The organism is Colwellia sp. D2M02 (genome assembly GCF_018860755.1).
Lineage (GTDB): Bacteria > Pseudomonadota > Gammaproteobacteria > Enterobacterales > Alteromonadaceae > Colwellia > Colwellia asteriadis.
The window spans coordinates 27,089-50,898 of record NZ_JAHKPW010000040.1 but is presented as its reverse complement, the minus strand read 5'-3'; the positions used below and the strand labels follow the sequence as shown (position 1 = coordinate 50,898).

Below are 23,810 nucleotides of genomic sequence, written 5' to 3'. Positions count from 1 at the left end.
TCGAACAAAATTTAACCGCAAAAGATCAACAGCCCCTAGTGCTATCTTTGTATTGAAAAGGTAAAATTAACATCAAACGCGGTTTATAGTTGAAATAGATTACCTTATGCAGCCTCAAGATCATTGCTTTACACCTTTTACTCAGTCAGTTGATGAATATACGCTCCCTGAGCGCTTTACATTTCCTTTTTATTATCAGCCGCACCCTTTATGTTTAGTTGCCTGTGAGCAGCTGCAACAACATATTCAAAACCAGACTGACTGGCAGCACAGCTTTAAACAAAGCGGGAAAATGTTTGGCGTGTTATTAGTTAAAAGCCCACAAGGCGAGTTAGGTTATTTATCGGCTTTCTCTGGCAAGTTAGCTGATAGTAGTGTGTTACCTGGCTTTGTGCCACCAGTGTTTGATAGTGCGGCAACTTGGGACGCAGAACTAGAATTTTCAGTACCTGAAGGCGAAAGTCATTTTTTACGAGAACAAGAGGTTATCAATCGGCTTAATGATGAAATAACTACCTTGGCGGCTAACCCTAATATTGCAAAATATCAGAGTACGTTAGCTGAAAATTATCAGGCAGAAGAGCAAGAAGTTGGTGAATTACAACAGTTAATGACACAACAGCGTAAAATACGTAAAACACAGCGAAAATCAGCGCAGGTGGCTTTAGCAAATAATGAAATAACCGCGACAGAATTAGCTAGGCTGCAAGATAAGTTAGCTAAGGAAAGTGTTGATTATAAAAACCAGTTAAAGTACTTGAAGCTAGCTTGGCAGCAAAAAAATAGCACTTTACAAAACGAACTTAACGCACTGCTTAATGCAATTTCATCACGTAAAAGTAAACGAAAAATGCTCTCGGCTGCATTGCAGCAGCAGCTTTTTCAGCAGTATCGTTTTTTAAATATTGCAGGTATTGAAAAAAACTTAATTGATATTTTTGAAAATACGGCATTTCACGATAAATATGGTGTGCCTCCAGCAGGCTCTGGCGATTGTGCCGCACCTAAGTTATTGCAATATGCATTTAAACAAGGGATGAAACCGTTGGCAATGGCTGAGTTTTGGTGGGGCGAGTCACCAAAGTCTGAAATGAAACAGCATAAAAACTTTTACACTGCGTGTATTGGTAAATGCCAGCCTATTTTAACGCACATGTTAAGTGGTATGGATGTTGATGAAAATCCCTTACTAAATAATGTAGGCGAAGATAAGGTGGTTGATATTGTTTATCAAGATGAAACTATGGCTATTATCAACAAACCGAGTGAGTTTTTATCAGTGCCAGGTAAAACAATACAAGACAGTGTTTTTCATCGTATGCAGGCGCTGTTTCCTAGCGCAACAGGCCCGTTAATTGTTCATCGTCTTGATATGTCCACCTCGGGCTTAATGGTAATAGCGTTAACAAAAGACGCTCATAAAAACTTGCAACAACAGTTTATTAAGCGCACAGTAGAAAAGCGTTACGTCGCCTTGTTGGAAGGGGGATTTGCTGAATTAGAGCTTAAGCAAGCGAAAGTAGGCGGTATAATTACTTTGCCGTTAGCAGGGGACTTTGATGATCGCCCAAAACAAATTGTTTGTTTCGATAACGGAAAAAATGCTGAAACTACTTGGCATTTGGCAACAGAACAGGCTGAGTATACGCGTGTATATTTACACCCTAAAACAGGACGAACTCATCAGCTTAGAGTACATTGTGCGCATAAATTAGGATTGAATATGCCAATTCTTGGTGATGATTTATATGGTCATAAGGCAAGCCGTCTTCATTTACATGCAGATACTTTAATACTGAATCACCCTAAAACGGATGTAAGGCTAACGTTTCAAGTTAATGCGGAGTTTTAAGTTGTATTGAAAGGTAAGTTTTTAGGCTAAATAATCGTTTTACACTACAATTAATTAGTTCAAGTATGTAAAGGACTTTACCGATGAAAATTTTAATTGTTGATGATACGCCGTCTATGCGTATGGTGTTAATACATATGCTCAAAAACTTAGGGTATCATGATAATGACGAGGCTGGCGGGGGAGCATTAGCACTCAAAATGCTTCGAGAGAAAAATTATGACTTATTAATTACAGATTTACATATGCCCAACCCTAATGGTCAGCAGCTTCTTAAGAAAATAAGAGGGGATGACTCCTTGAAAAGCTTGCCGGTTTTAATGGTTTCTTGTGAAGATGATAAAGAGGTTATTATGAAGCTTATTGCACTGAAGGTGACAGGTTTTATGATGAAACCATTCAACTTAAAAACATTAGAGAGACAACTTAAAATGATCAGTAAAAGTTATCTCTCGGGTATCGTAGATAATGTTGAGTGATTAATTAAACAATTAAACAATTAAACAAATCAGGACTTATTAGATAAGACTGATGTACCGGTAGTAAAGCGTATTTCAAGCAACGGCATTACTGCCTTATTAAATCGACTTCAGCACATAAGCTCTGTAGTGCAGTTAAGCTTCTTAAAGTCATTCTATGTAAACCGTCGGCATCAGGTTTAATTATTTTATTATTGGCTACCGCAGGTATTACCTGCCAATTGGGCCAATTAAAGCCTTCTAAGTCACTTTGACTAGCCGAGCGTGGTTGAATAATGAGTTGTACTGACATTGGGATAACTTGTTCAATATTTACTTGTGGGTAAGGTGTTGTAACCTGCTTAAAGGGATTTTCTACTTTACAAATATCCATAAACTGCTGTGGCCAGCTATTTTGGGCAACGGTTGTTAGAGGTCTTGACCAGAGCTCATAAAAGCCAATAATTGGTGTTTTATTTTTATAGCTACTAATGATGTTCGTCAATTTATCTTCAAATGCAGCAGTAATGCGTTCACCTTGCGCTTTATGGCCAGTAATTTCGGCAAAATAGCGCATTTCTGTCGCTATATCTTGAAAAGAGTGAGGTTGAGAGTAAACAATAGTAAAGCCAAGTTGCTCTAATCGAGCTAAATCATCACTCGGGTTACCACTTTTCCAAGCTATGATTAAGTCGGGTTGTAGCTCAATTACTCGCTCTATTTGCAAACGAATGTAATTACCAATACGAGGAATCTTTTTTGCTTGTTCGGGGTAGTCTGCATGTGCGGTGGTACCTATAATTTGCTCGCCAGCACCAACATCATAGAGCATTTCAACAATGTGTGGTGAAAGGGCAATGATGCTAGGTTTTTTAGTGTTATCGTTCGCGTAGCTGTTTAAGGATAATAAAACACTCAGTAATAAAGCGGTAAGCAATCGGATAGGTTTTATGTTCATATTATTTTCTCAATAAGAATGTATTGCAGAGATACTTGCATTACCAATCAATCCCTTTTTGCGCTTTGACACCATTATCAAAGGCATGTTTAACTGATTGCACTTCACTTACGGTATCGGCTAATTCAATCAATTCGCGATGACAACCACGACCTGTAATAATAACATGTTGATTTATAGGTCTGTTCTTTAGTGCACTGATTACATCAGTTAATTCAATATACTTATAAGCAACCATATAAGTCAGCTCGTCAAGTAGTACTACGTCAATACTCTTATCTTGTAATAAGTCTTTGGTTTTACTCCATGATTTTTGTGCAGCTATAGTGTCTTTTTCTTTATCTTGCGTATTCCATGTAAAACCCGTTCCCATTACTTCAAATGTAACGCCCGCATTTTCGAGTAACTGTCGTTCGCCGCAGGCCCAAGTTCCTTTAATAAACTGTACTACTGCAGCATTTAATCCGTGCCCAACAGCGCGCGCTACTGTGCCAAACCCGGAGGTGCTTTTTCCTTTACCGTTGCCAGTTATAACAATTAGTAAGCCGCGCTCTTCAGTGGCACTTTCTATACGCTCATCAACTTTATCTTTTAATTTTTGCATGCGTTGTTTATGGTTATCTGTCATTTTTCATCTCTTTAATAAGTTATGTTTATAGTTACCTAATTCCTATATTAAGTAGCGATACGGGTGCGGTACATAATAAATAAGAAAAATATACTACCTAAGGCTGAGGTAATAATACCAATAGGAATTTCTGCGTTGGCTAATGCTGAGCGCGCGATAACATCAACCCATATTAAAAATATAGCGCCAATTAATGCACTGCCTAAAATGAGTTTAAGGGTGGTGACGCCAACTATTTGCCGCACAATGTGAGGAATCATCAGGCCAACAAAGCCAATGCCGCCACAATAAGCGACAATAGTAGCGGTAAGAGCAGCGCAAATGCCAAGCATTAATAGTCGTAATTTATCAACATTAACCCCTAAGCTTGCCGCACTTTCATCGCCAAGTAATAGTGCATCTATTTGTCTATGTAATATTAAAATCGTAAATAAGGCGATGAGTAATATGCTGGAAATCACGTAAAAATTACTCATCTCAACACGCGATAAACTGCCCATCATCCAGAATATAACGCGATTGGTGGCGTAAGGCTCACCAAAGTAAAGAATGAATTGTGTAATAGAGGCAAGCATAAATGAAACTGCCACGCCAGCAAGTAAAAGTTGCTCCATACGCTGTAGTAACTTAGCAATAAATAACACAATCACGACGGAGAACAGGGCGCCTAAAAATGCTGCTAAGGGCAGGGCAACTGTTAGGTTGTCAGCCAAAGTGATATTAGCGATGGTTGCACCAAGTCCAGCTCCTGAAACAATACCAAAAAGGTATGGGTCGGCGAGCGGGTTTCGGGTGGTGTTTTGTAAAATAGCCCCCGCAATAGCTAATCCCATACCAGCGGCCATAGCCACTAATATTCTAGGCGTACGTACCTGCCAAACAACAACATCAATAACCTTGTTGTGGCATGTATCAATAAAGCAACTCATCAGCTGTGCTGACGTAATATTTGCAGGCCCAAAAGAAAGCGCGATAAAACCAGAAATTAACATCAAAAAAAATAGTGTGACTAATAAAATAACTTTATTCATGGTGAGTATTCACCGTACTGGTATTGTTGGCATGTTGAGTTTCAGGTAAGTAAAAAGAAACCTGAGTAGAGCCGGTAATTTCATTGACTTTTTGCTGGCATGGTAAGCCAAAGGCATTGTGCAATTGTGTCTCGGTTAAAACTTGCTCGGGTGTGCCATCACTAATGAGTTTCCCTTTGTTAAGGAGTAATAATCGCTGACAATAGCTACTGGCCAAATTAAGGTCGTGTACTGTCATAATGACTGTGATATTAAGTTTGCTGATCAGATGTAATAACTGATGTTGATAGAATGCATCTAAATGGTTAGTTGGCTCATCTAATATCAGAATTTGTGGCGATTGCACTAAGGCGCGGGCTATTAATACTCTTTGTTGCTCCCCCCCTGATAGCGTTGCAAAATTGTTGTTTAGCATATGGAGTAAACCAACTTTGCTTAACGCGTTATTAATTTTTCCGCGGTCGTGATCGCTCTCTAATGAAAAAATCGATTTATGAGGTAACAAACCCATTTTTAATACATCTTGTACAGATAAGGCAAAGATAGGGTCAGGTTTTTGCATCACCAAAGCAAAGTGTTGCGCTAACTCTTTAGTGGAGTAGTTAATAATATTTTTATTCTTTAAGTGTACGGAGCCTGACAAGCCACTTTTTGTGAGTATATTATTCTGGTTGATTAAACAGCGTAATAAACTTGTTTTGCCAGCACCATTTGGACCAATAATACCAATGACTTCGCCTTTGGTAATCGTTAAGGAAATATCTTGCAAAATACAAGTATGGCTAGTGCGCCAGTTTAATTGGCTGACATTGAGTAGTGCTGACATAGGCGCTCGTGTTTTCCCGCACGGTAATAATGATAATGTTGTTTGCTTAGCTATCTGACTTTGATCATGAAGCTTCTTCGCTCAAAAATCATTCACAGTTGCGGGTACAGTGATGGCTTCGCCCATCTTCGCTAAGAGCAAGGGTATATTCACGTCAATTGTATCCTTAATGTTAGATACTGACAATCTTTGACTGGTAAGTAGCGACTTACAGGCTTATGTCGATTGAAGTGAAATAGTTTTATTTTATTAGGGGCTGTTGCTCTTTCGAGATTATTTTTGCAGCGAATTGTTAGGTATTTATACAAAGCAGAGCCTTTGTCATGTAGCGTTAACTAAAAAGGCGATAACGCTGTAAAAATGACTAACAAACGCTGCCGAAGGGGTCGGCTAAAAGCGTTTTACGCTTTGTTGAGCAGTATTTGCTTAGAGTGACTAGGCTACACGCTACTCGCCGCGATTAAAGTCCTTTTAGAACGAACAAAATTTAACCGTGAAAGATCAACAGCCCGAGTATATTAATAATCTTAATAGTAATAATTTTCACTTATAAAATAGAAGGTTAATTAAGTTTTTGTTGTTTTTTTATTCGAAAAATAATTGTTTATCAACTAGCCTTAAAGTGTTTACTTTTAAATTTTTGGAGAGGGACATGAAAGGCAATAGCAAAGTGATTTCGAGCTTGAATGCGCTGTTACATAATGAGTTAGCAGCAATAGATCAATATTTTATTCATTCACGTATGTATCAAGACTGGGGCTTAGATAAGCTATTTGATCAGTTAGATCATGAAATGCAAGAAGAAATTACCCATGCGGATGCGCTAATAAAACGCATATTATTTTTAGAAGGCACGCCTAATCTAAAAGACAGACGCGATTTAATTATTGGTAATGACGTACCTTCAATGCTGAAGAACGATTTAATCTTAGAAATGGAAGTGGTTTCAGCGCTAAAAGATTGTATTAGTTTATGTGAAAGTGAAGGAGATTATCAAAGTCGGGAAATGCTAGAAAAGTTACTGGTAGATACCGAAGAGGACCATGTTTATTGGTTAGAGAAGCAACTTGGCTTAATCGATAAAATTGGCTTACAAAATTATATTCAATCTTATATGGGTAGTCACTTACCAGGTTAAAGGAGTTAAAATATGAAAGGTAATACTCGTATTATAGCCTTACTCAATAAGGCGTTAGGCATTGAATTAATAGCCATTAATCAATATTTTTTACACGCTAGAATGTATAAAAATTGGGGGCTTAACGGGCTTAATAAAGCAGACTATAAAATCTCTATTGAAAAAATGAAACAAGCAGATGATTTGATTGAAAGAATATTATTTCTAGAAGGGTTACCTAATTTACAAGATTTAGGTCGCTTACGTATTGGTGAGCACACCAGTGAAATGTTGCAAGCTAATATGGATTTAGAATATGTTTCTAGGGAATCATTGCAACTGCTTATTAGCGAAAGTGAAAAAGCCCAAGACTATATTAGTCGTGATTTAGGGGAGGACTTATTAGAAAAGGTTGAAGAGCAAATCGACTGGATTGAGGCACAGCAATATATTATTGATAATGCGGGTATAGAAAACTATTTACAGTCAATGATGAAGGCTGATTAAACATTAGCTGACTTACGCCACTTGCAATTCTTGCACTGCTATTTGGTTTAACTTTTTATTCAATACGCGTTTTGTGCACTGACAGCATTTTCCGCATTGAGATCCAACCTTTAGCTCTTTATTGAGCTGTTGTAAGGTTGTAGAGCCATTCTCAATGGCTGCTTCTATTTGTGTATCAGTAACACCATGACAAATACAGATATACATAATTTATAGGTCGTTGATTGCTTACAATTGTGTAATTAATAGAACTACATAATAACCTTAATGGTAATTGTTATCAATAAGGTTTTTGTTGGTGTTACTATGTTGAGGTATTGCGTCTTTGCTGTACTGGGAATGTTTTTATTTCAAATTGTTGTATTAAATCGTTTTTTATTAAAATCTAGTTTTTAGATTCAATTAAAAAATTTAATTAATTAATGAGTGAGTAATAACCAAGAATTAACAGGAAGTCTTAACAGGAGGCATTGGCTGAACGTTATATTTTATGGATTACACATAAGTTAATTTTACTCGTTAGATCTTTATTCAGTCATTTAGCATCTCAGCATTAATGATATGCCAATTTTTAACCTGCTCATTAAAAAAGCCTGATTGTTGATAAGCTTTGGTTATTGTGCCGCGTTTTCGTAAGATTTTTAAACCTTTCTGTAGGGCATTAAACGTTCTTTCTCCATAAGGGTGCTTTTTAGAAACAATAATATGTCTACTGTCATTTAAAGCTATTTTCACTCCTTCTATTGCCATTATTTTGTACTGCTCACCCTGATAGCTAAAAGGTTTACTATGAGTAAAAGGGGCTAGCATGATATCAATCCAGCCTAAACTTACCAGTTTTGCCATAGAGACCCACTCTTCTTGGTGAATAAGCTTTTTAGGTTTTATTTTTGATAGCGTTTCCCAATCTACGGGCCAATGTTTATTTGACGTTATAGTTAACTGTTGTAAGTCAGCTAATGAGTTTATTTTTAAGGTGTTTACTTTTTCTACTGACGTATATAACCCTGCCCAGTACTCCCCTTTACGTATTAAGGGATCGGAGATATATATATCTTCTTGAAGCCTTTCAACAGAAGAAAGCCACATAGAATCAAAGTTAATTAATAGCAACCCTTGTTGCAATAGTCTTATGTTTCTTGAATCATAATGGCCAGTGGTAAACTGGAAGTTAAGCTCAATTCCACCTAACGCCAAAGCTTGTTGCACTAAAATAACTTCAATTACATCACGTTGTGCATGCTCGCCAGAAAAGTCATCTATTTCTAAAGGGGACTTACCCGCTAATATTTCCTGTGTATAGTCGTATATATCAGCTTCAATGGTGATATTAATAATGGGAGGGCTAGTAGCATAAGCATAGAAGTTAAATGAGACTAGCAGTAACAACATTTTAGTAGACATACGGCTATCTTTCAGAGGACTCTGTATCAAGTATAGCCTAAAGGTTAAATATTTTTAGTTTAACTCGAATTGTATTTAGAAAGAAAAAGGGGGACATCTTACTGAGCCGAAGGGGTAATAGAGGAGTATTTGTTAGTGTTTGTTATTTATAATATTAATAACAAACACTAAGTAATTGCTGACGTTTTGAACGGTTATAAAGTTTTTCTGTGGGGAATAACCGCGTTAGAAAAAATAATTCCAGCAACTAATGACATAAAGATTAAAAATGTTTGCGAGCCTAAATCCGGCACATTAAGCATGTGTTGACCAGAAACAGCGCTATTTAAACCAATGTAAACTTTAGAGCCCGGTACCAGTACAACCAAGCCAAGTAGGCGTACTATACTTGATGGTAAGTTCATAATACGTGAAAACAAATTACTGTATAAACCTAAAGCAAAAGCACCAACAAAAGCCCCTAAAGCGACACCTAAATATTCACTGGCCCATATACTCCCACCAAAGGCAATATAACCTGAGATAATCCCCCAAGGCGCATCTTTTATTCGCACTCTAAATAAAATAACTAAGCAGCTACACAATGTTGTTACCGCTAACCACGAAGTCCAAACAGGTAGTGTTTCTGGCTGAACAAAAACAGCTTCTCCCCATAGTACTTTACCTAATGCCATACCTAAGACTGCGCCAAAATAAAGTTTGAATAGCATCATCGCGCCATCCATTATACGTGCAGTACCCGACATTAAGTGCCGAGCTGCTAATTCAGAGAGTCCAACAGTAAGTGATAGCCCAGGGATAAAAACAATAATGGTTGATAGAATAACCATAGGGATATTTATCGTAGGATCATAAATAGAAATGAGCGAGGCTAACAGTGCCGCGACTAATGCTGATAGTGGCTCAAGTAATTCGGTCATTCTACGTGAACGTTCGGCCCACAATACAAACCCAAAAATAAGCCAACCGAGCAACGTAGCCCAAAAAACATCGTGCCAGCTAGTATGCATTAGCATAGCAAAAGCGCCACTAGAAGCGCCAAAAGCAACAAAGGTTAATAACGTACCATAAGGAGCAGGTTTATCTTTTATTTCATCTAATCGTTCAATTGCTTCATCTAAAGTTCGTTCACCATTGACGAGTTCATCAACGAGTTCATCAATACGTGCTAATGAACCTAAATCTACATCGCCAGGTTTAACGCGTATTAAGTGATTATACTGCTGAACATCTTCCTCATCAGATAAAATAAAGGTCAATGCCGTCGGGGTGATAATAAACGACGCACGAATATCAAGAAAGTGTGCTATCGATAATAGGTTATCTTCTAAACGGTAGGCGGTGGAGCCTAACTTATGTAACGCTTTCCCTAAGCGAATGATAAAACGGCGTTTTTGGTGGAAATCATCTATTTGTGACATAGGAGTAAAGAGCAATTGCTGGTACTGTGTGCTATGGTAATCGATTTTACAAAATCACGATATAAAAAACTTATTTTATGATGAAAAGGAAATATAAATGACGTTATTAATAATACTAGCTTGTGTCTTTGGGGCTGTGGCGCTAATGGTGATTTTAGGTGAGCGTTTCGGTAGTCCTATTGATGAAAAGCAACAAAGTAAATACGGAAAAATTTTAGTGATTTTAGTCTTTATTTCGTTAACTGCTGGGTTAATTAAGGCGATGTTCTAAAGTCAACTTTATTGATTTATAGCAATCAGGTAAAATTAGAAAATAACGACGCTTATATAATTTAAAGGCTTGATACCGTGCATGATTTGCCAATAGTAAACTTAAAAAATAAAGTATCAGAACAAGAATGGCAGTTACGTGTTGATTTAGCTGCATGCTACCGTTTATTGCAAATGCATGGGTGGGACGATCTTATTCATACCCATATTTCTGTGCGTATACCTAATACTGAGCATGTATTGATTAATGCTTTTGGTATGGCATTTGAGGAAATCACCGCCTCCAATTTAGTCAAAATTGATATGGCAGGTAATGTGATCGATAAAGACTCGCCGTTTACCATCAACCCTGCGGGCTTCACTATTCATAGTGCCGTGCATGAAGTGCGTCATGATGATATTTGTGCTTTACACGTACATACCAATGAAACCATTGCTGTTGCCAGTTTAGCTGAAGGTTTATTACCTTTAAGCCAATATTCAATGTTTGCATTGGCCTCAATGAGTTATCACGATTACGAAGGGTTAGCAGTAAACGATGACGAAAGGTTACGCTTGCAACAAGACCTAGGCGATAAAAACTTTATGTTACTGCGTAACCATGGCGCACTTACCATGGGGAAAACTATTGGTGATGCATTTATGCATATGTACGACTTAACCCGTGCTTGCCAAGTTCAGTTACAAGTTATGGCAACGGGTATGAAGCCTATTTATGCGCCACAAAGCATTATTGATGGGATTAAAGCGCAAGCCAATATTGTTCATAGCGGTGAAACTGGCGGACAAAAGGCATGGCCAGCCATGGTGCGTCGCGTTTATCGAAATGATCCTAACTTTGCCACGTAAAGCACAGTAAGTCATAATTTTTAATTAGTATTACTATGCTTTTATATTCACTTTTACACCGACATTAATGGTTATGCAGAGCGTTGGTTAGTCTCTGCCTGATAACTTAATAATGTACATAACGACCGAGAATAAAATGAAAATTACCCATGTTGAAGTATTTGATATTCATTGCCCTAAGCGTACCGCTTGGAACCCTGTTTTTATTCGTATTCATACCGATGAAGGTATTAGCGGTGTGGGTGAGGCTGGGCTAGCGTACGACTGGGGTCACAGTGCCGCTGCGGCAATGATTAAAGAAATCGCTGAAGCGGTACTTATTGGTTTTAACCCTTTTAATACCGAACTGTTATGGTCACGTATGTTACGTGAGAGCTTTTGGGGTCTAGGTGGCGGTCCTGTACTGTACTCAGCCATGAGCGCTATTGATACCGCCCTTTGGGATATTAAAGGTAAAGCGTTAGGCGTACCTGTTTACCAATTACTTGGCGGTAAAGTGAATGATAAACTACGCACTTATGCAAGTCAGTTACAGTTTGACTGGGACAGCGACATTAAAAAACTTATTGAGCCTGCAGAATATGCCGAGGCAGCATTAAAAGCCGTGGCTCAAGGTTATGATGCGGTGAAAGTAGACCCTATTGTTTATAACCTAGACGGTAGTTCATCGTTCGACAGAACTAAGTTATTTACCCGTCCACAATTACGTTTATTTGGTGACCGACTACGTGCTATTCGCGATGCTGTTGGTAGTGATGTTGATATTATTTTTGAATCACATTCATTAATGGGCGCAGCCTCAGCAATACAAATGGGCAAAATAGTCGAAGAAGTTGACTGTATGATGTATGAAGAGCCAGTTAATTACTTAAACCCAGCAGTACATAAGAAAGTATCAGATAACGTTAATGTACCTATTGCTGGCGGTGAACGATTATATCACCGCTGGGATGTACGTCCTTATTTTGAAGATCAAAGTATTGATGTATTACAACCTGATGTTGGTTTATGTGGTGGTTTTACCGAAGCCAAAAAAGTATGCGATTATGCTGATGTATATGATATTCGTATTCAAGCCCATGTCTGTGGTGGGCCTGTAGCAACCGCAGCCTCGCTTCATTTAGAAACTGCGATCCCTAACTTCTTAATTCATGAACATCATACTTATGCAATTAAAGACTGGAACCGAGAGTTATGTATACAAGATCCACAACCGGTTGATGGATTTTTCCAAGTTACTGAAGTACCTGGGATTGGTATTGAATTAAATGATGACGTAGTTAAGCGTTCGCCGCACGTTACTATTAAGTAAGCTAATACGTTAACAGCATTCATTATTTTTTACTTTATACCATTTAAGCGCATTGCCACAAAGCAATGCGTTTTTTTGTTGTGTGCTGCAAAGACTGATAAAAGTACTGTTGGCTATAGTGTGCCAATAATCGTGATAACTTTGCTGACTAAATAAACATAGCGGAAAATTACTGGCTAACATTACGCGCTTAATGCCAAATATATCAACTACACCTTCTAAACATTGACTAAGCCATTGCTCATTGTAATTTCTACTACACATCTCCCAACCTGAACATTTTATTACTGTGTTCGTCAATTCAGCTAGCGAGGCTAGATTTTCAAGCCACTGTTGCCAATGCTTTGATGATATATCCATGGGCGGAAAGCCACTATGATTAATAACGAACTGGGTATTTGGATTATCGTGAATAACCTTTACTAGTGCTTCGCGTGTTGCCTTGTTTGTATCGGCGAGCGGTAACTGCACTTCAAAAATCAGTGCGTATTTATTTAAGTTTTTAAAATTTATTAACGCCTGTTCATTGGTCAAAATAGCATGAGCTTGCTCGTCTAAAATATGTCGAACTCCAACGAGCGATTGATAAGAGATAAGCTTATTTAATGTTTCGATGAAGCGCTCTGATGTTGCTAGTAAATCAATGTTAGCGACACTGGCAAACGGTTTATTACAGCTTTGCTCTAAGTAATTGATTTCTTGCCAAGGCTCATCATTATTAAAGCCAGCTTCAATATGCACAAAGCCAGCTAACGTTAAGGGCGGCTGCAGCACTAAACTTTGTTCTGAAAAGCTATTGTTGATAAGCGCTTTGTCGGACCAAAATGGAGGGTTTTGGCTTTTCAGCCAATGGTAATCACCTTGAGTTAAGTCAAATAAATGTATATGTGGGTCGAATATTTTCATTGTTAGAGGAAATTACCTAGCTTCTCACGTATTAAGTTATTTATAACGCACTTCATATTAGTTCGGGGTTACTGAGCGGTATAACCACCGTCAATTACCTGCAAACTACCGGTAATAAATTTAGCGTTATCAGAGGCTAAAAATAATACGAGCTCTGCTACTTCTTCAGGTTGCCCTAAACGGTTCAGTGGTTGTAGTGCCGCTTCTTCGGCATGTACTTGGGTTTTGTCTGCTCCAGATTTATCGCAATAGTTATTAATGGCATTATGATATAAAGGGGTTTCAATGGTGCCTGGGCATACAGCATTGGCGCGAATGTTAAAGCCTGCGTAATCAAGGGCTGTTGTTTTAGCTATTGAAGCTAGCGCTGCTTTTGATAGGTTATAAGCAAAAGAGTTGTGTTTAGCAATAAGTGCTTGATCTGAGGCCATTAAAATAATACTGCCACTGTGCTGTGTTTTCATATGAGGTAATACAGACTTTATTGCTGCATAAGCGCCCTTAACATTTATGTTAAATACTTTTTCTAATGCTTCTTCTGAGGTATTTTCTATATTAGCTGAAAAGTGAATACCAGCATTAGAAACTAATACATCAATGGTATGCTCACTGGCAATATGAGCAATTATGTTGCGTACTTGCGTGACATCAGTGACATCGCATTGGCAAAAGTCGCCAGTTGACGACGGGGTCAGGTCTAAGTTAAATACGCGGTAATTATTTTCAATAAATAATTTTACTATGCTCAAGCCAATACCTGAGCTACCGCCTGTAATTACACATACTTTGGTCATTATTCTTCACTTAATTATTTTATCAATTCTTATCATTGCCTATGATACGCGCAAGACTAATTAACTTCCATTGTCTTCTTTTCTAGGTTTGCGTGTATAATAGTGGTAATTAGTTTAAAGAGGTTTTTTCATGAGAGCATGTGGTGTTGAATTAAAGGGTAATGATGCAGTTATTTGTATTATGACAAAAGAAAATAATTTGTATGATATTCCTCATACGCGCGTACAAAAAATTCACCTTGATGATGCTGGTGATGCTGAGCAAATGCAGAAGTTTCAATTCACGTTTGCAAAGTTGATGGAAGATTACCAGGTAACTGATGTACTTATTAAAGGGCGTGCATTAAAAGGAAAATTTTCCGGTGGGCCTGTTGGTTTTAAACTTGAAGCGGCAATCCAACTGATTAGTGAGTTACAAGTAAACATTTTGTCGGCATCATTTATTAAAAAAGAGTTAACGAAAAGCCAAATTGATATTGATTTTCGTGATACCGGTTTAAAGCAGTATCAAGAACAAGCATTTGAAACGGTTTTTTCTTATTTAGAAAGCAAATAGCTTTTTAACAAGTGCGCCACTCTTTAAAAGCCGGAAGTATTTACTTTCGGCTTTTTTGTTTATGCTGACTCCGCTTTTCGTTTTTCATGCGTTAATCAAGCGTATTTACAAGCATACTTCAAGGTTGTACTTTAAATTAGTAGATGAAATCGAAAGCTATTTGAGCTAAGGTGTTTTTAGGATAACTTCGACTTAAATCAAAAGATAGAAAGCAATAGAAGGATTTTCATGAAAAAGCTATTAAAAGGGATATGGCTGCTAGCTTTGATTACTCAGCTTTTTGCTTGTTCGAGTATAACGGATAAAGGACATGCTAAGCTTAAAATTATTAATCTTCCTTTAAATTATGCTTTGTTTAACTCAGAAATATATAAAGACAAGCTTGAAGAAGACATATTTTATTTAACCCCAGTACAACAGCAAGAAGTGCAGGTGTTAATTAATAAAGCCGTTGCTAAAGGTACACCTAAGCATATTGCCTTAAATGATTTACTAACCTCTAAACTAGCAAACTTTACGTATTATGGTGATACTTACCCCGCAGAGGCAGCGATGCGATTAAATAAGGGGAACTGCATGAGCTTGGCTGTGTTAACCGGTGCTTTTGCGCAAGTTGTTGGGTTAGAGTTTTCATATAGGGAAGTAAATACATTACCTGTTTTTGATAAGCAGAATAATTTACTGTTATCATCCTCTCACGTCCAAACTTTACTACATGAAGAAGACTTTACTCCTGATGCAGACAGGTTTTATTTTGGCACTCCGGGCATAATTATTGACTACTTTCCAAGTAGTGATAATCGTCGAGGAAAAAAAGTTTCTAGAGACTCCTTCAGCGCTATGTATTATAAAAACCTTGCTAGTAATGCACTTATTGAAGATGACTTTAATAAGGCTTTTTATTTAGCTGAAAAAGCTTATCAGTTTGATAAAAGCAATGCATCGGTGATCAACTTATTAGCTGTTATACACCGTCGTTCTGGTGATGTAACCTCAGCCGAGGGAATCTATAAAGCGGGTTTAGAAATAGAGCCTTCAAGTTTAGCTCTCATGAGTAATTATGTTGTATTGCTGCAAACTGAGCAGAGGCATAGTGAAGCGAAAGTGTTAGAAGACAAATTAGACTTTGTAGATGACCCCAACCCTTACATATGGCTCGAGCAAGCGTATGTTGCCCAAATGAATAATGAAATTCCTAAGGCGAGTCGTTATTATCAAAAAGTTATCGAAAAAGCCCCCTATTTGAATGAGCCTTATATTGAATTGTATAAAATTTATAAAGAAAATGGACAGGTAAGATTAGCCAAAAAAATGCTGATTAATGCGCTTGAGTGGACCTACGAAATAGCCCAGAGAAAGCAATATAAATACAAACTTTACAGCCTTAACTTAAATCTTAGTATGAGCGAACACTAATCGAAATTAATGTAACTAGATAATAAAATTAACAGCTTGACTTAATGAACGGTTCAGTAGATATAAAAATGGCGCATATTAATGCGCCATTTTATTGTTAGTCATTACATTATAGCAACTGAGTTAGTGAGCTACATGTATTGAGTCTAATACTTCAATTTTAACAACTTTGGTAAAGCCTGACTCTTCGAGTTGTTTACGGGCAGCGATTATGTCTTGCTGACCAGTTACTTTGAATACCGCTATTTTAGTACCCTCGTAAACCGAAACTACTGCTAAGCCTGTTTCAGCACTTAGTTGTTCAGCTGAAACTCCTTCTTTAAGTAACACTGATATATTGCCAGATAACGCGGCCAGCTCGTTTGTTAAAGTATTTCTAACTAATGTTCCTTTAGTGATGTGCTTAATAGGTTGGTTAGTTTTAACCAGTGACATCGCGCCTTTTGTGCCAATAACCGCATCAACATCAGCAATCGCAGTGGGTAAATACGCTAAATCTCTTTCGATAATATAAGTACCAAAATCGGTTTTATCGAGAGAAAATTTCGTGGAAACTTTCTCTGCTTTAGGTAATTCAACTAGCTGACTTTGTTGAGCCATTACGTTGGTTGATAATAATACACTGGTAGCAAGAACTACTATTTTATTTAATTTCATCATAATTTTCCTACTTCTCGTGTCCAAATGCTCTAAGAGAAACACCTTCTAAAACACTGTTTACAGCGTTGTTAGTATAGCCAGTAAGTTCAAGAATACCGCCATCTGTTGTGGCATAGCTTGCACCACTAGTGTCAATTAAGCGAATACTCCACTGGCCTTTACTTGATTCTCCGTAAAATGCATTAGATAGGAATACGCCGTCTTTTAAAATGTAACCTACTTGCCAACCGTCGGCATTAGCAGGTACAGTGAGTGCTTGTTTAGAAGACAATAACATACTCTTTGTACCCGAAGGCGAAGTTACTTCAATGGCTAAATCGGTGCCAGCGGTAGTTTGAGTACCATCTTCAAAACCAAAGCCCATTTCGATATTGCTGACATTAAACTTAAATTGCATAGCTTCTAAGTTTAGATCTTCACTGACTTCAACAGTATAAGTTAAACCTTCTGCGTTATTATCAGGGATTTCACTCATTAATGCTGGTTCACCAGCTGTAGAGCCTGCACCAAGCCAATCAGTAATAACTTGTTCGCCTAAATCTTGAGTGTAAGCTTTAGCCATTTTCACCGCTTCACCAGCGTTGACACGGCCAAACCCGTATAAGTTGTTGAAGTTAAAACCAGCAGCGTTTTCTATCCAACCTTGGTGAGCGACAAAGTCTGTATCGCCAACTTTGAAAGTAACTGCTGCATTATCAGGATCATTTTTAGTACTTGTTGAAGCTAAAATATGACGGACATCACGCCATGTAAGCTCTGGATTAGCTGATAATATCAATGATATAACGCCAGATGCATTAGGTGCTGCAGATGAGGTACCATTAAATGTTGAAGTGTAGTTACAAGATACATTGTCATCATGACCTGGGAAGTTAAATGGGAATTGAGATTTAGCAAAATCTTCCCCATAGGCTTCAGCCCATCCTGTAATCCCGCGGCCGGTAAAACCAGAGTAACCACTCAAACAAGTCATTTGGTCTGTGGTAACCATTGCTGGTGCATTACGTCCATACTCACCTGCAGGAGCGGCAACAAAAAGGTTTGCTCCAGCCGTTGAATAACTCGTGTGCTTACCATCTGTGTTGACTGCGCCGACACTTAAATAATATGGATGTACTTGACTTGACTCATATGCAGCGTTGTAACAAGTTAAGCCTAACTCATGGGCACCGTTATCAGCACATAATGAGCCATCCCAGCCACCTCCTTCAAAAGAGTTGCCGCTTGATTTAATATTTAGCGCCCCTTTAGCATTACGTAAAACTAAGCTAGGGTAAGACTCAATAGCTTCATCTAACTCAGAGTAGCCAAAATGCGTCGAGACCTCGCCTAAACCATAGCTACGGTTAAATACTGCGATAGGTTCGCTTTTAGAGATACCACTACCTGGAAAACCATGAATTAAATAGTCTTTTTGAGGAACTTTATCTGTGCCTAAATAGTTCATACCAATTAGATTAGTATCTGGTGATACGCCTTGTCCACCTAAGTCATTCCAGCCTTTTGCAGCGATTAACCCAGCAACACTTGTACCGTGATCACCAGTAATTGCTGTGGGAGTTGGATCTGTCTTATCAGCAGCGACAAGGTTTAAGTTAAGAGAACGATTTGGCAAAACATTAGGCTCTAAATCTTCATGGCGAATTTCTAAACCTGAGTCTACAACTACTGCAACAACACCTTCACCAGTAACCCCTTGACTGTAAGCGCCAACAACATTGATATCTTCACCAGCAATTAGCTTAGCTTCTTCAATAGCGAATATCTCACTAATACGCTCATTAGCGGCTTCTTCTGGCCAACCAAAATTGTTTACATATAATGAAATCAAGCCTGCTTTCATTTCATCACTTAATGCATAGGCTTTTTGACCAGTATTTCTTAAGTGCCATTGTTGATTAATAAGAGGGTCACCGGTAACACCTGTAATATCAATACTTGCTGAGCTAGACTTACCATTTGCAGAAGCGGTATAGCTAATTTTTTTATCTTCGCCAGTGAGCGATATATAGCTAAATTTTAAGCCAGTTAACTCTAGAATGCCGTGACTTAGATGGTATACGCCATTATCCCCTGTAACTTTTTGTCCATTATCCATAATGGTAATTTTTAATGAACTTACATCAGCATTGGCAACTTTTATGGTACCAGTAACCGGCAGCCATTGTTTTGCATTTTCTATAGTGATGCTTTTAGCGATCGGTGATTTATTAACTGTTTTTGAATCGCTACCGCCACAACCCGCTAATGTTAATAATATCGCGGTCGATAATAGTGATAACTTGAGATTATTCTTATTCATATTCTTCCTGTTGCTTATGTTTGCTTGGATTGAATATAAGTGAATTGTAAAACATAGACAACACTGGTCTTACATCTACATTTCATTTGTGCAACATAATATTTACACCTACAGGTTTTACGGGAAACGTCAGATGAAAAATATATTTAAATAGCCTTTTTTTTCAATGTATTAGGGTAGGATCTGTTTGTATGGAAATTTAGTGTGCTGCTAATTTAGGCAAAATATTTATTTAATTACCTCCACGTTTTTAAAGGAAAATCGCTTTAGGTATATCTCCAAATTATTCACTTAAAAAGCCAATAGTTTAAAAAAAACACAATAAAGGGGAAAGGTAAATCAGAGAAGTTAGTGTAAGGCGGGCTATTAAAATAAGAATAAAGCACTTATCTATGATTTTTTTACAGAGTAAGTGCTTTGATAGAATAAACAGCGTAATTATAACCCTAAAACGTCTTTGCCTTGCTTGAAGGTAATGTCTACAGGTATGTTACCCGTTTCTAAACGCGCTAAATCAGCAGCTAACACTTCACCAATATTGCCACTTTTTTTAACTAATGCGTCAACACCTTGATAATCGCCATTACCTTGTAACGTCAAAATAAGCTCAGATAACGAGTTGATCGCGCTTGTCATTTTGTCCATATTGACACTATATAAGCCTTGCTCATTTCGGCTAAATGCGCCTTGCTCTTGAAAATAATTAAAGCGCACCATGTTTGCTTTACCGTGAGCGGAGGTTGCGCCAAAACGAATTGAACGGAAGATCCCCGCCATAAAGGTCGTGTAATATTCTTCTAACTTACCTTCAGTAATTACGCCTTTCTCTAACAGCTGCTTAATCATATATAAACCAAGAATATCAGCTTTGCCTTCTTCAAGTGCTGAAGCGTGCTCTTGCAGTGCTTGTCTTACAGGGCCTTTATCATTAATGGTGTTTTTAATGCCTAAACCATGGGCAACTTCGTGAAACATGGTGTTGGCGAAAAAGCCCGTAAAAGTAACATTGTTGCGCTGCTCGGGCACAATAAGCGTTTGTGCTATAGGCAGCATAATAGCGTCAAACTTTGCTTGCATAGCGTTTTTTAACTGTAGACGTCGTGTACCTTTTTTTAACTGTACTTCCTCATCATTAGGTAAGTTAATTGCAATGGTTTTACCACCAGCGTTTGAGTGGCCAGCATAATAAACAACATCGTAAGCATTAAGGTCAGCATCTGAGCCTGGTACTTCGGCTTTGTATTTTTGAGCTACAGGTAAACCTTTTTGTAATTCAGGTAAATACTCCGCATATTTCTCGAGCTTTTTACTCCAAGCCGTATCTTTAATTAATACATATGACTCAAAAGCTGCACGATAGCCATAAAGTTGATCTTCATAACTTTCTATTGGGCCAATAACTACATCAATTAAGTTATTTTTCATATCCATCCAAGCAAAATCTGATACTTGGTATTCATCACTAAGTAGGGCTTGTGCGCGTAATGTTAAGTAATTAGCAAACTCTTTATCGTCAGCATATTTTGCTGCTTCCTTTAGTATCACTGCAGCACGGGTTAGCTGTTCATGATAAACCTCAGAGTAGGCGATAGTACTTAATGCTCCTTGTTCGTCTCTATGGATAATAGAATAGAGTCCTTTTTTATCTTCTATTGCGGCTTGTTCAAACTCAGCCTTAGTGATATCGGCAGGATAAAACTCTGCACCATGATTTTTGGGAGTGTATTGGCTAAGAAATACTTTATCACCATCAAGTCTATCCCAAGGGCCATAATTTATTTCGGCAAAACGTCTTACTTTTTCATCATTGATACTAGCAAGAAATGTGGCTTTATCTTGCGTAAAGGCTTGTTGCCAAAATAAATCATCCATTATTTTAGAAGCATCTATTAATAACGACAGCATTTTCTTTTGGTTGCTTGATAAATGTTCTAAGTCAGCAGTTAAAGTAACTTCTTTATAAATATCGAGACGATTTTTAAAGCCAGCTAATAAGGTAACTGAAGCTGTATTTTGTTGTGTTAATGAGTTTTCAGCTGCTGAATCATCAGAGTTACAAGCAGTTAATGCAATACAGCTTATAAATATAGCCGTAGCAATTTTAGAGAAAGAGTTGGTTTTCATAGCAAAGTCCAGTAATAAACGTTTGTAGTGAGGTTAAGAAAAAATGTATTTAAGTGCAACTACCTAATAAGAGAAAGTAGGCTGTAAACTTATTGTAAGCGTAATAAAAGTCGGAGAACTAATTTTGAGATATAAAAAAACCGGCATAAGCCGGCTTTTTAAAGGTTTCCTAAAAACAACAGTAATTAAAGTGCTTTAATTGCTGCGTTTAAACGGCTCTTACTACGAGCAGCTTTGTTTTTATGGATAAGACCTTTAGATGCGTAACGATCTAAAATTGGTGTTGCAGCAGCAAGTTCTTTTGTTGCTACTTCTTTGTCACCAGCTTCAATTGCAGCGATTACTTTTTTAACTAAAGTACGCATCATTGAACGACGACTTGCATTATGTTGACGGCGCTTTTCAGATTGTGTTGCGCGCTTCTTAGCTTGCTTTGAGTTAGCCAAGGTGAACTCCTAAAGAATGATTATAAGCTTAAATTTAAGGCGAGAGAATATGCCTGTTTTTGAGCCGATTGTCAAATTTTTAATTACGCTCTTATAAAAAAATGGGCAATTAAAAAAATAATATTAATTATGCCTGAAAATTATTCAGGGTACATTGTTGTGAACAGTCGTAAGTATACATTGTTTAAATAGGTAAAATCATCACATAATAGTGATTATTTTTAATTGTGCTTGGCAGCGCTTAGCGTGTTAGGGCACATATTTTACGTTGTTTCATTTCTCGGGGTGTTTTTTGAGTAAAAAGCTGATCAGATCAGGGCTAATTGTAAGTCTGATGACATTGATATCGCGTGTACTTGGTCTTGTTCGTGATGTTGTTATTGCAAATTTTATGGGGGCAGGTGCGGTATCTGATGTTTTTTTATTCGCCAATAAAATCCCAAACTTTTTACGCCGACTTTTTGCCGAAGGAGCTTTTGCCCAAGCATTTGTCCCGGTATTAAGTGAATATCAAGTAAAAGATGAAGAAAATGCTAAGCTCACTGGAACGGAAAATCAGCATGAAAAAACCCGCTTATTGATTGCGCAAGTATCAGGCACTTTAGGCGTTATTGTTACTTGGGTGACTTTATTTGGTATGTTGGCATCGCCACTTATTGTGATGTTATTTGGCTTTGGCTGGTTTATCGAGTGGTTTAATGATGCCCCCGGTGGCGAGCGATTTGACCTTGCGGCAAGCTTATTAAAGATTACTTTTCCTTATCTTTGGTTTATTAGTTTTACCGCACTTGCCGGCGCGGTACTAAATACAATGGGCAAGTTTGCTGTTGCCGCTTTTACGCCAGTATTGCTCAATATAGCCATTATTCTTATGGCCATCTATGGTTCGCCATATACACAAAGTCCTGCACACGCTTTAGCGTGGGGCGTTTTTTTAGGTGGTTTGATACAGTTTTTATTTCAACTGCCATTTCTCTATAAAGCGGGGATGTTGGTTAAACCTAAATGGGCTTGGCAAAGTGAAGGCGTACAAAAAATTCGCAAGCTAATTATTCCTGCCTTATTTGGAGTGTCGGTAACACAGATTAATTTATTGTTTGATACATTGATTGCCAGTTTTTTAGCCTTTGGCTCTATTAGTTGGCTTTATTATGCTGATCGGATGTTGGAGTTTCCTTTAGGGCTTTTTGGAATTGGTATTGCAACGGTAATTTTGCCGAGTTTAGCTAAATTACATAGTAATAATAGCCCGAAAGAATTTACCGCCACGCTCGATTGGGGAATTAAAATTATTTGCCTATTTGGCTGGCCAGCCTTTGCAGGGCTTATGATATTGGCTCAGCCTATTATTATGCTACTGTTTATGCGCGGAGAATTCACGCAAACTGATGTTTTACAAGTCTCTATGGCACTTTTTGCTTACCTTTCAGGCTTGCTTAGTTTTATGTTTATTAAAATTTTAGCACCGGGGTTTTACGCAAGACAAGATACAAAAACACCCGTTAAAATAGGGATTATTGCTATGGTCGCTAATATGTTTTTTAATTTGATGTTAGCGCCATTTTTAGGTTTTGTTGGTTTAGCGTTAGCAACTACGTTATCGGCAACTTTAAATGCTTATTTACTGTATCGCGGGTTAAAGGCGCAAGGGGTTTATCAGCTATCAAATAAAACATTAGTATTTATTGGTAAATTAGTACTCAGTGCTGGAGTTATGGCCTTAGTGGTTGCTCAGCTTTCTGGTGATTTTGATGTGTGGGTTGCTATGACATTTGCTGAACGACTTCAACAGGTTACCTTATGTATTGTTGCTGGAGCGTTAAGTTATCTTGCTGCTATTACATTACTTGGAGTGCGAATGAATGATTTCAAGGTGAGTAACCAGTAAAATTATGTTGAAATAAAACACTCAAGGTACTGATTATTCAAACTCGCTGGTATATAATTCGTCGATTTAATTTTAAGTATTAATT

The 23,810-nt window shown here is 37.7% G+C and carries 23 protein-coding genes and 1 pseudogene; 10 read left to right on the top strand and 14 right to left on the bottom strand.

Going from position 1 to position 23,810, the window contains the following annotated elements:
* Positions 1 to 106: 106 nt before the first annotated feature.
* Together KO495_RS06250 and KO495_RS06245 are read left to right on the top strand one after the other, a co-directional pair.
* Positions 107 to 1,852 carry a pseudouridine synthase gene (locus tag KO495_RS06250; RefSeq protein WP_215979540.1) on the top strand — a complete coding sequence of 582 codons (1,746 nt, stop codon included), beginning with the start codon at positions 107 to 109 and terminating at the stop codon, positions 1,850 to 1,852.
* A gap of 83 nt (positions 1,853 to 1,935) precedes the next feature.
* Positions 1,936 to 2,331, top strand: coding sequence for a response regulator (locus tag KO495_RS06245; protein ID WP_215979539.1), 396 nt, complete (start codon positions 1,936 to 1,938; stop codon positions 2,329 to 2,331).
* Between the two features lie 88 nt (positions 2,332 to 2,419).
* Here the strand turns inward: KO495_RS06245 and KO495_RS06240 are convergent, their stop codons facing one another.
* The 5 genes and pseudogenes from KO495_RS06240 to KO495_RS17505 form a co-directional block, all read right to left on the bottom strand.
* Positions 2,420 to 3,268, bottom strand: a complete 849-nt coding sequence (locus tag KO495_RS06240; protein ID WP_252738833.1) for a cobalamin-binding protein — start codon at positions 3,266 to 3,268, stop codon at positions 2,420 to 2,422.
* Between the two features lie 40 nt (positions 3,269 to 3,308).
* Positions 3,309 to 3,896 (bottom strand): cob(I)yrinic acid a,c-diamide adenosyltransferase, encoded by a 588-nt coding sequence (cobO, locus tag KO495_RS06235; RefSeq protein WP_215979538.1) that lies wholly within the window; start codon positions 3,894 to 3,896, stop codon positions 3,309 to 3,311.
* A 47-nt stretch (positions 3,897 to 3,943) separates the two neighbouring features.
* Positions 3,944 to 4,927 (bottom strand): iron ABC transporter permease, encoded by a 984-nt coding sequence (locus KO495_RS06230; protein WP_215979537.1) that lies wholly within the window; start codon positions 4,925 to 4,927, stop codon positions 3,944 to 3,946.
* Entirely contained in the window at positions 4,920 to 5,753 is an 834-nt protein-coding gene (locus KO495_RS06225) for an ABC transporter ATP-binding protein (RefSeq protein ID WP_215979536.1), read from the bottom strand. The genes KO495_RS06230 and KO495_RS06225 overlap by 8 nt, the downstream gene beginning before the upstream one ends.
* 248 nt (positions 5,754 to 6,001) lie before the next feature.
* Positions 6,002 to 6,198, bottom strand: a pseudogene (locus KO495_RS17505) (hypothetical protein); the annotation flags it as partial.
* Positions 6,199 to 6,405: 207 nt separating this feature from the next.
* On the opposite strand from KO495_RS17505, the gene bfr (KO495_RS06220) reads away from it, so the two are divergent.
* Together bfr (KO495_RS06220) and bfr (KO495_RS06215) are read left to right on the top strand one after the other, a co-directional pair.
* Entirely contained in the window at positions 6,406 to 6,891 is a 486-nt protein-coding gene (gene bfr / locus KO495_RS06220; RefSeq protein WP_215979535.1) for a bacterioferritin, read from the top strand.
* Between the two features lie 12 nt (positions 6,892 to 6,903).
* On the top strand, positions 6,904 to 7,377 hold the full coding sequence (gene bfr / locus KO495_RS06215) for a bacterioferritin (protein ID WP_215979534.1): 474 nt from the start codon (positions 6,904 to 6,906) through the stop codon (positions 7,375 to 7,377).
* 12 nt (positions 7,378 to 7,389) lie between these two features.
* On the opposite strand, the gene KO495_RS06210 is transcribed toward bfr (KO495_RS06215), so the two are convergent.
* From KO495_RS06210 to KO495_RS06200, 3 genes are all read right to left on the bottom strand, one after another.
* On the bottom strand, positions 7,390 to 7,584 hold the full coding sequence (locus tag KO495_RS06210; protein WP_215979533.1) for a (2Fe-2S)-binding protein: 195 nt from the start codon (positions 7,582 to 7,584) through the stop codon (positions 7,390 to 7,392).
* Positions 7,585 to 7,908: 324 nt separating this feature from the next.
* On the bottom strand, positions 7,909 to 8,781 hold the full coding sequence (locus KO495_RS06205) for a hypothetical protein (RefSeq protein WP_252738832.1): 873 nt from the start codon (positions 8,779 to 8,781) through the stop codon (positions 7,909 to 7,911).
* Between the two features lie 194 nt (positions 8,782 to 8,975).
* Positions 8,976 to 10,202: a threonine/serine exporter family protein gene (locus tag KO495_RS06200; protein WP_215979532.1), complete on the bottom strand. Its 1,227-nt coding sequence runs from the start codon at positions 10,200 to 10,202 to the stop codon at positions 8,976 to 8,978.
* 97 nt (positions 10,203 to 10,299) lie between these two features.
* Here KO495_RS06200 and KO495_RS06195 point away from each other — a divergent pair, with 97 nt between their 5' ends.
* The 3 genes from KO495_RS06195 to KO495_RS06185 all read left to right on the top strand — a co-directional run bounded on the left by KO495_RS06195 (position 10,300) and on the right by KO495_RS06185 (position 12,633).
* Positions 10,300 to 10,473, top strand: coding sequence for a hypothetical protein (locus KO495_RS06195; protein ID WP_215979531.1), 174 nt, complete (start codon positions 10,300 to 10,302; stop codon positions 10,471 to 10,473).
* A gap of 77 nt (positions 10,474 to 10,550) precedes the next feature.
* A complete protein-coding gene (locus tag KO495_RS06190) occupies positions 10,551 to 11,321 on the top strand; it encodes a class II aldolase/adducin family protein (RefSeq protein WP_215979530.1) in 771 nt (256 codons plus the stop codon).
* A 136-nt stretch (positions 11,322 to 11,457) separates the two neighbouring features.
* Positions 11,458 to 12,633 (top strand): mandelate racemase/muconate lactonizing enzyme family protein, encoded by a 1,176-nt coding sequence (locus KO495_RS06185; RefSeq protein WP_215979529.1) that lies wholly within the window; start codon positions 11,458 to 11,460, stop codon positions 12,631 to 12,633.
* Positions 12,634 to 12,642: 9 nt separating this feature from the next.
* Here the strand turns inward: KO495_RS06185 and KO495_RS06180 are convergent, their stop codons facing one another.
* On the bottom strand, positions 12,643 to 13,539 hold the full coding sequence (locus KO495_RS06180) for an amidohydrolase family protein (protein ID WP_215979528.1): 897 nt from the start codon (positions 13,537 to 13,539) through the stop codon (positions 12,643 to 12,645).
* 68 nt (positions 13,540 to 13,607) lie between these two features.
* Positions 13,608 to 14,333 carry an SDR family oxidoreductase gene (locus KO495_RS06175; RefSeq protein WP_215979527.1) on the bottom strand — a complete coding sequence of 242 codons (726 nt, stop codon included), beginning with the start codon at positions 14,331 to 14,333 and terminating at the stop codon, positions 13,608 to 13,610.
* 130 nt (positions 14,334 to 14,463) lie between these two features.
* On the opposite strand from KO495_RS06175, the gene KO495_RS06170 reads away from it, so the two are divergent.
* Together KO495_RS06170 and KO495_RS06165 are read left to right on the top strand one after the other, a co-directional pair.
* On the top strand, positions 14,464 to 14,889 hold the full coding sequence (locus KO495_RS06170; protein ID WP_215979526.1) for a DUF3010 family protein: 426 nt from the start codon (positions 14,464 to 14,466) through the stop codon (positions 14,887 to 14,889).
* 228 nt (positions 14,890 to 15,117) lie between these two features.
* Positions 15,118 to 16,305: a hypothetical protein gene (locus KO495_RS06165; protein ID WP_215979525.1), complete on the top strand. Its 1,188-nt coding sequence runs from the start codon at positions 15,118 to 15,120 to the stop codon at positions 16,303 to 16,305.
* 123 nt (positions 16,306 to 16,428) lie between these two features.
* Here KO495_RS06165 and KO495_RS06160 read toward each other — a convergent pair whose 3' ends face one another.
* The 4 genes from KO495_RS06160 to rpsT all read right to left on the bottom strand — a co-directional run bounded on the left by KO495_RS06160 (position 16,429) and on the right by rpsT (position 21,837).
* Positions 16,429 to 16,965, bottom strand: a complete 537-nt coding sequence (locus KO495_RS06160; RefSeq protein WP_215979524.1) for a hypothetical protein — start codon at positions 16,963 to 16,965, stop codon at positions 16,429 to 16,431.
* Between the two features lie 7 nt (positions 16,966 to 16,972).
* Positions 16,973 to 19,267, bottom strand: a complete 2,295-nt coding sequence (locus tag KO495_RS06155; RefSeq protein ID WP_215979523.1) for a S8 family serine peptidase — start codon at positions 19,265 to 19,267, stop codon at positions 16,973 to 16,975.
* Positions 19,268 to 19,705: 438 nt separating this feature from the next.
* Positions 19,706 to 21,391: a Zn-dependent hydrolase gene (locus tag KO495_RS06150; protein WP_215979522.1), complete on the bottom strand. Its 1,686-nt coding sequence runs from the start codon at positions 21,389 to 21,391 to the stop codon at positions 19,706 to 19,708.
* Positions 21,392 to 21,576: 185 nt separating this feature from the next.
* Positions 21,577 to 21,837 carry a 30S ribosomal protein S20 gene (rpsT, locus tag KO495_RS06145; protein WP_215979521.1) on the bottom strand — a complete coding sequence of 87 codons (261 nt, stop codon included), beginning with the start codon at positions 21,835 to 21,837 and terminating at the stop codon, positions 21,577 to 21,579.
* Positions 21,838 to 22,129: 292 nt separating this feature from the next.
* On the opposite strand from rpsT, the gene murJ reads away from it, so the two are divergent.
* Positions 22,130 to 23,725: a murein biosynthesis integral membrane protein MurJ gene (gene murJ, locus KO495_RS06140; RefSeq protein WP_215979520.1), complete on the top strand. Its 1,596-nt coding sequence runs from the start codon at positions 22,130 to 22,132 to the stop codon at positions 23,723 to 23,725.
* Positions 23,726 to 23,810 lie beyond the last annotated feature (85 nt).

What these genes read in the sequence shown, in the direction of transcription:
- KO495_RS06250 (WP_215979540.1), top strand. Translation starts at nt 107, where the DNA reads ATGCAGCCTCAAGATCATTGCTTTACACCTTTTACTCAGTCAGTTGAT.
- KO495_RS06245 (WP_215979539.1), top strand. Translation starts at nt 1,936, where the DNA reads ATGAAAATTTTAATTGTTGATGATACGCCGTCTATGCGTATGGTGTTA.
- KO495_RS06240 (WP_252738833.1), bottom strand. Translation starts at nt 3,268, where the DNA reads ATGAACATAAAACCTATCCGATTGCTTACCGCTTTATTACTGAGTGTT.
- cobO (WP_215979538.1), bottom strand. Translation starts at nt 3,896, where the DNA reads ATGACAGATAACCATAAACAACGCATGCAAAAATTAAAAGATAAAGTT.
- KO495_RS06230 (WP_215979537.1), bottom strand. Translation starts at nt 4,927, where the DNA reads ATGAATAAAGTTATTTTATTAGTCACACTATTTTTTTTGATGTTAATT.
- KO495_RS06225 (WP_215979536.1), bottom strand. Translation starts at nt 5,753, where the DNA reads ATGTCAGCACTACTCAATGTCAGCCAATTAAACTGGCGCACTAGCCAT.
- bfr (WP_215979535.1), top strand. Translation starts at nt 6,406, where the DNA reads ATGAAAGGCAATAGCAAAGTGATTTCGAGCTTGAATGCGCTGTTACAT.
- bfr (WP_215979534.1), top strand. Translation starts at nt 6,904, where the DNA reads ATGAAAGGTAATACTCGTATTATAGCCTTACTCAATAAGGCGTTAGGC.
- KO495_RS06210 (WP_215979533.1), bottom strand. Translation starts at nt 7,584, where the DNA reads ATGTATATCTGTATTTGTCATGGTGTTACTGATACACAAATAGAAGCA.
- KO495_RS06205 (WP_252738832.1), bottom strand. Translation starts at nt 8,781, where the DNA reads ATGTCTACTAAAATGTTGTTACTGCTAGTCTCATTTAACTTCTATGCT.
- KO495_RS06200 (WP_215979532.1), bottom strand. Translation starts at nt 10,202, where the DNA reads ATGTCACAAATAGATGATTTCCACCAAAAACGCCGTTTTATCATTCGC.
- KO495_RS06195 (WP_215979531.1), top strand. Translation starts at nt 10,300, where the DNA reads ATGACGTTATTAATAATACTAGCTTGTGTCTTTGGGGCTGTGGCGCTA.
- KO495_RS06185 (WP_215979529.1), top strand. Translation starts at nt 11,458, where the DNA reads ATGAAAATTACCCATGTTGAAGTATTTGATATTCATTGCCCTAAGCGT.
- KO495_RS06180 (WP_215979528.1), bottom strand. Translation starts at nt 13,539, where the DNA reads ATGAAAATATTCGACCCACATATACATTTATTTGACTTAACTCAAGGT.
- KO495_RS06175 (WP_215979527.1), bottom strand. Translation starts at nt 14,333, where the DNA reads ATGACCAAAGTATGTGTAATTACAGGCGGTAGCTCAGGTATTGGCTTG.
- KO495_RS06170 (WP_215979526.1), top strand. Translation starts at nt 14,464, where the DNA reads ATGAGAGCATGTGGTGTTGAATTAAAGGGTAATGATGCAGTTATTTGT.
- KO495_RS06165 (WP_215979525.1), top strand. Translation starts at nt 15,118, where the DNA reads ATGAAAAAGCTATTAAAAGGGATATGGCTGCTAGCTTTGATTACTCAG.
- KO495_RS06160 (WP_215979524.1), bottom strand. Translation starts at nt 16,965, where the DNA reads ATGATGAAATTAAATAAAATAGTAGTTCTTGCTACCAGTGTATTATTA.
- KO495_RS06155 (WP_215979523.1), bottom strand. Translation starts at nt 19,267, where the DNA reads ATGAATAAGAATAATCTCAAGTTATCACTATTATCGACCGCGATATTA.
- KO495_RS06150 (WP_215979522.1), bottom strand. Translation starts at nt 21,391, where the DNA reads ATGAAAACCAACTCTTTCTCTAAAATTGCTACGGCTATATTTATAAGC.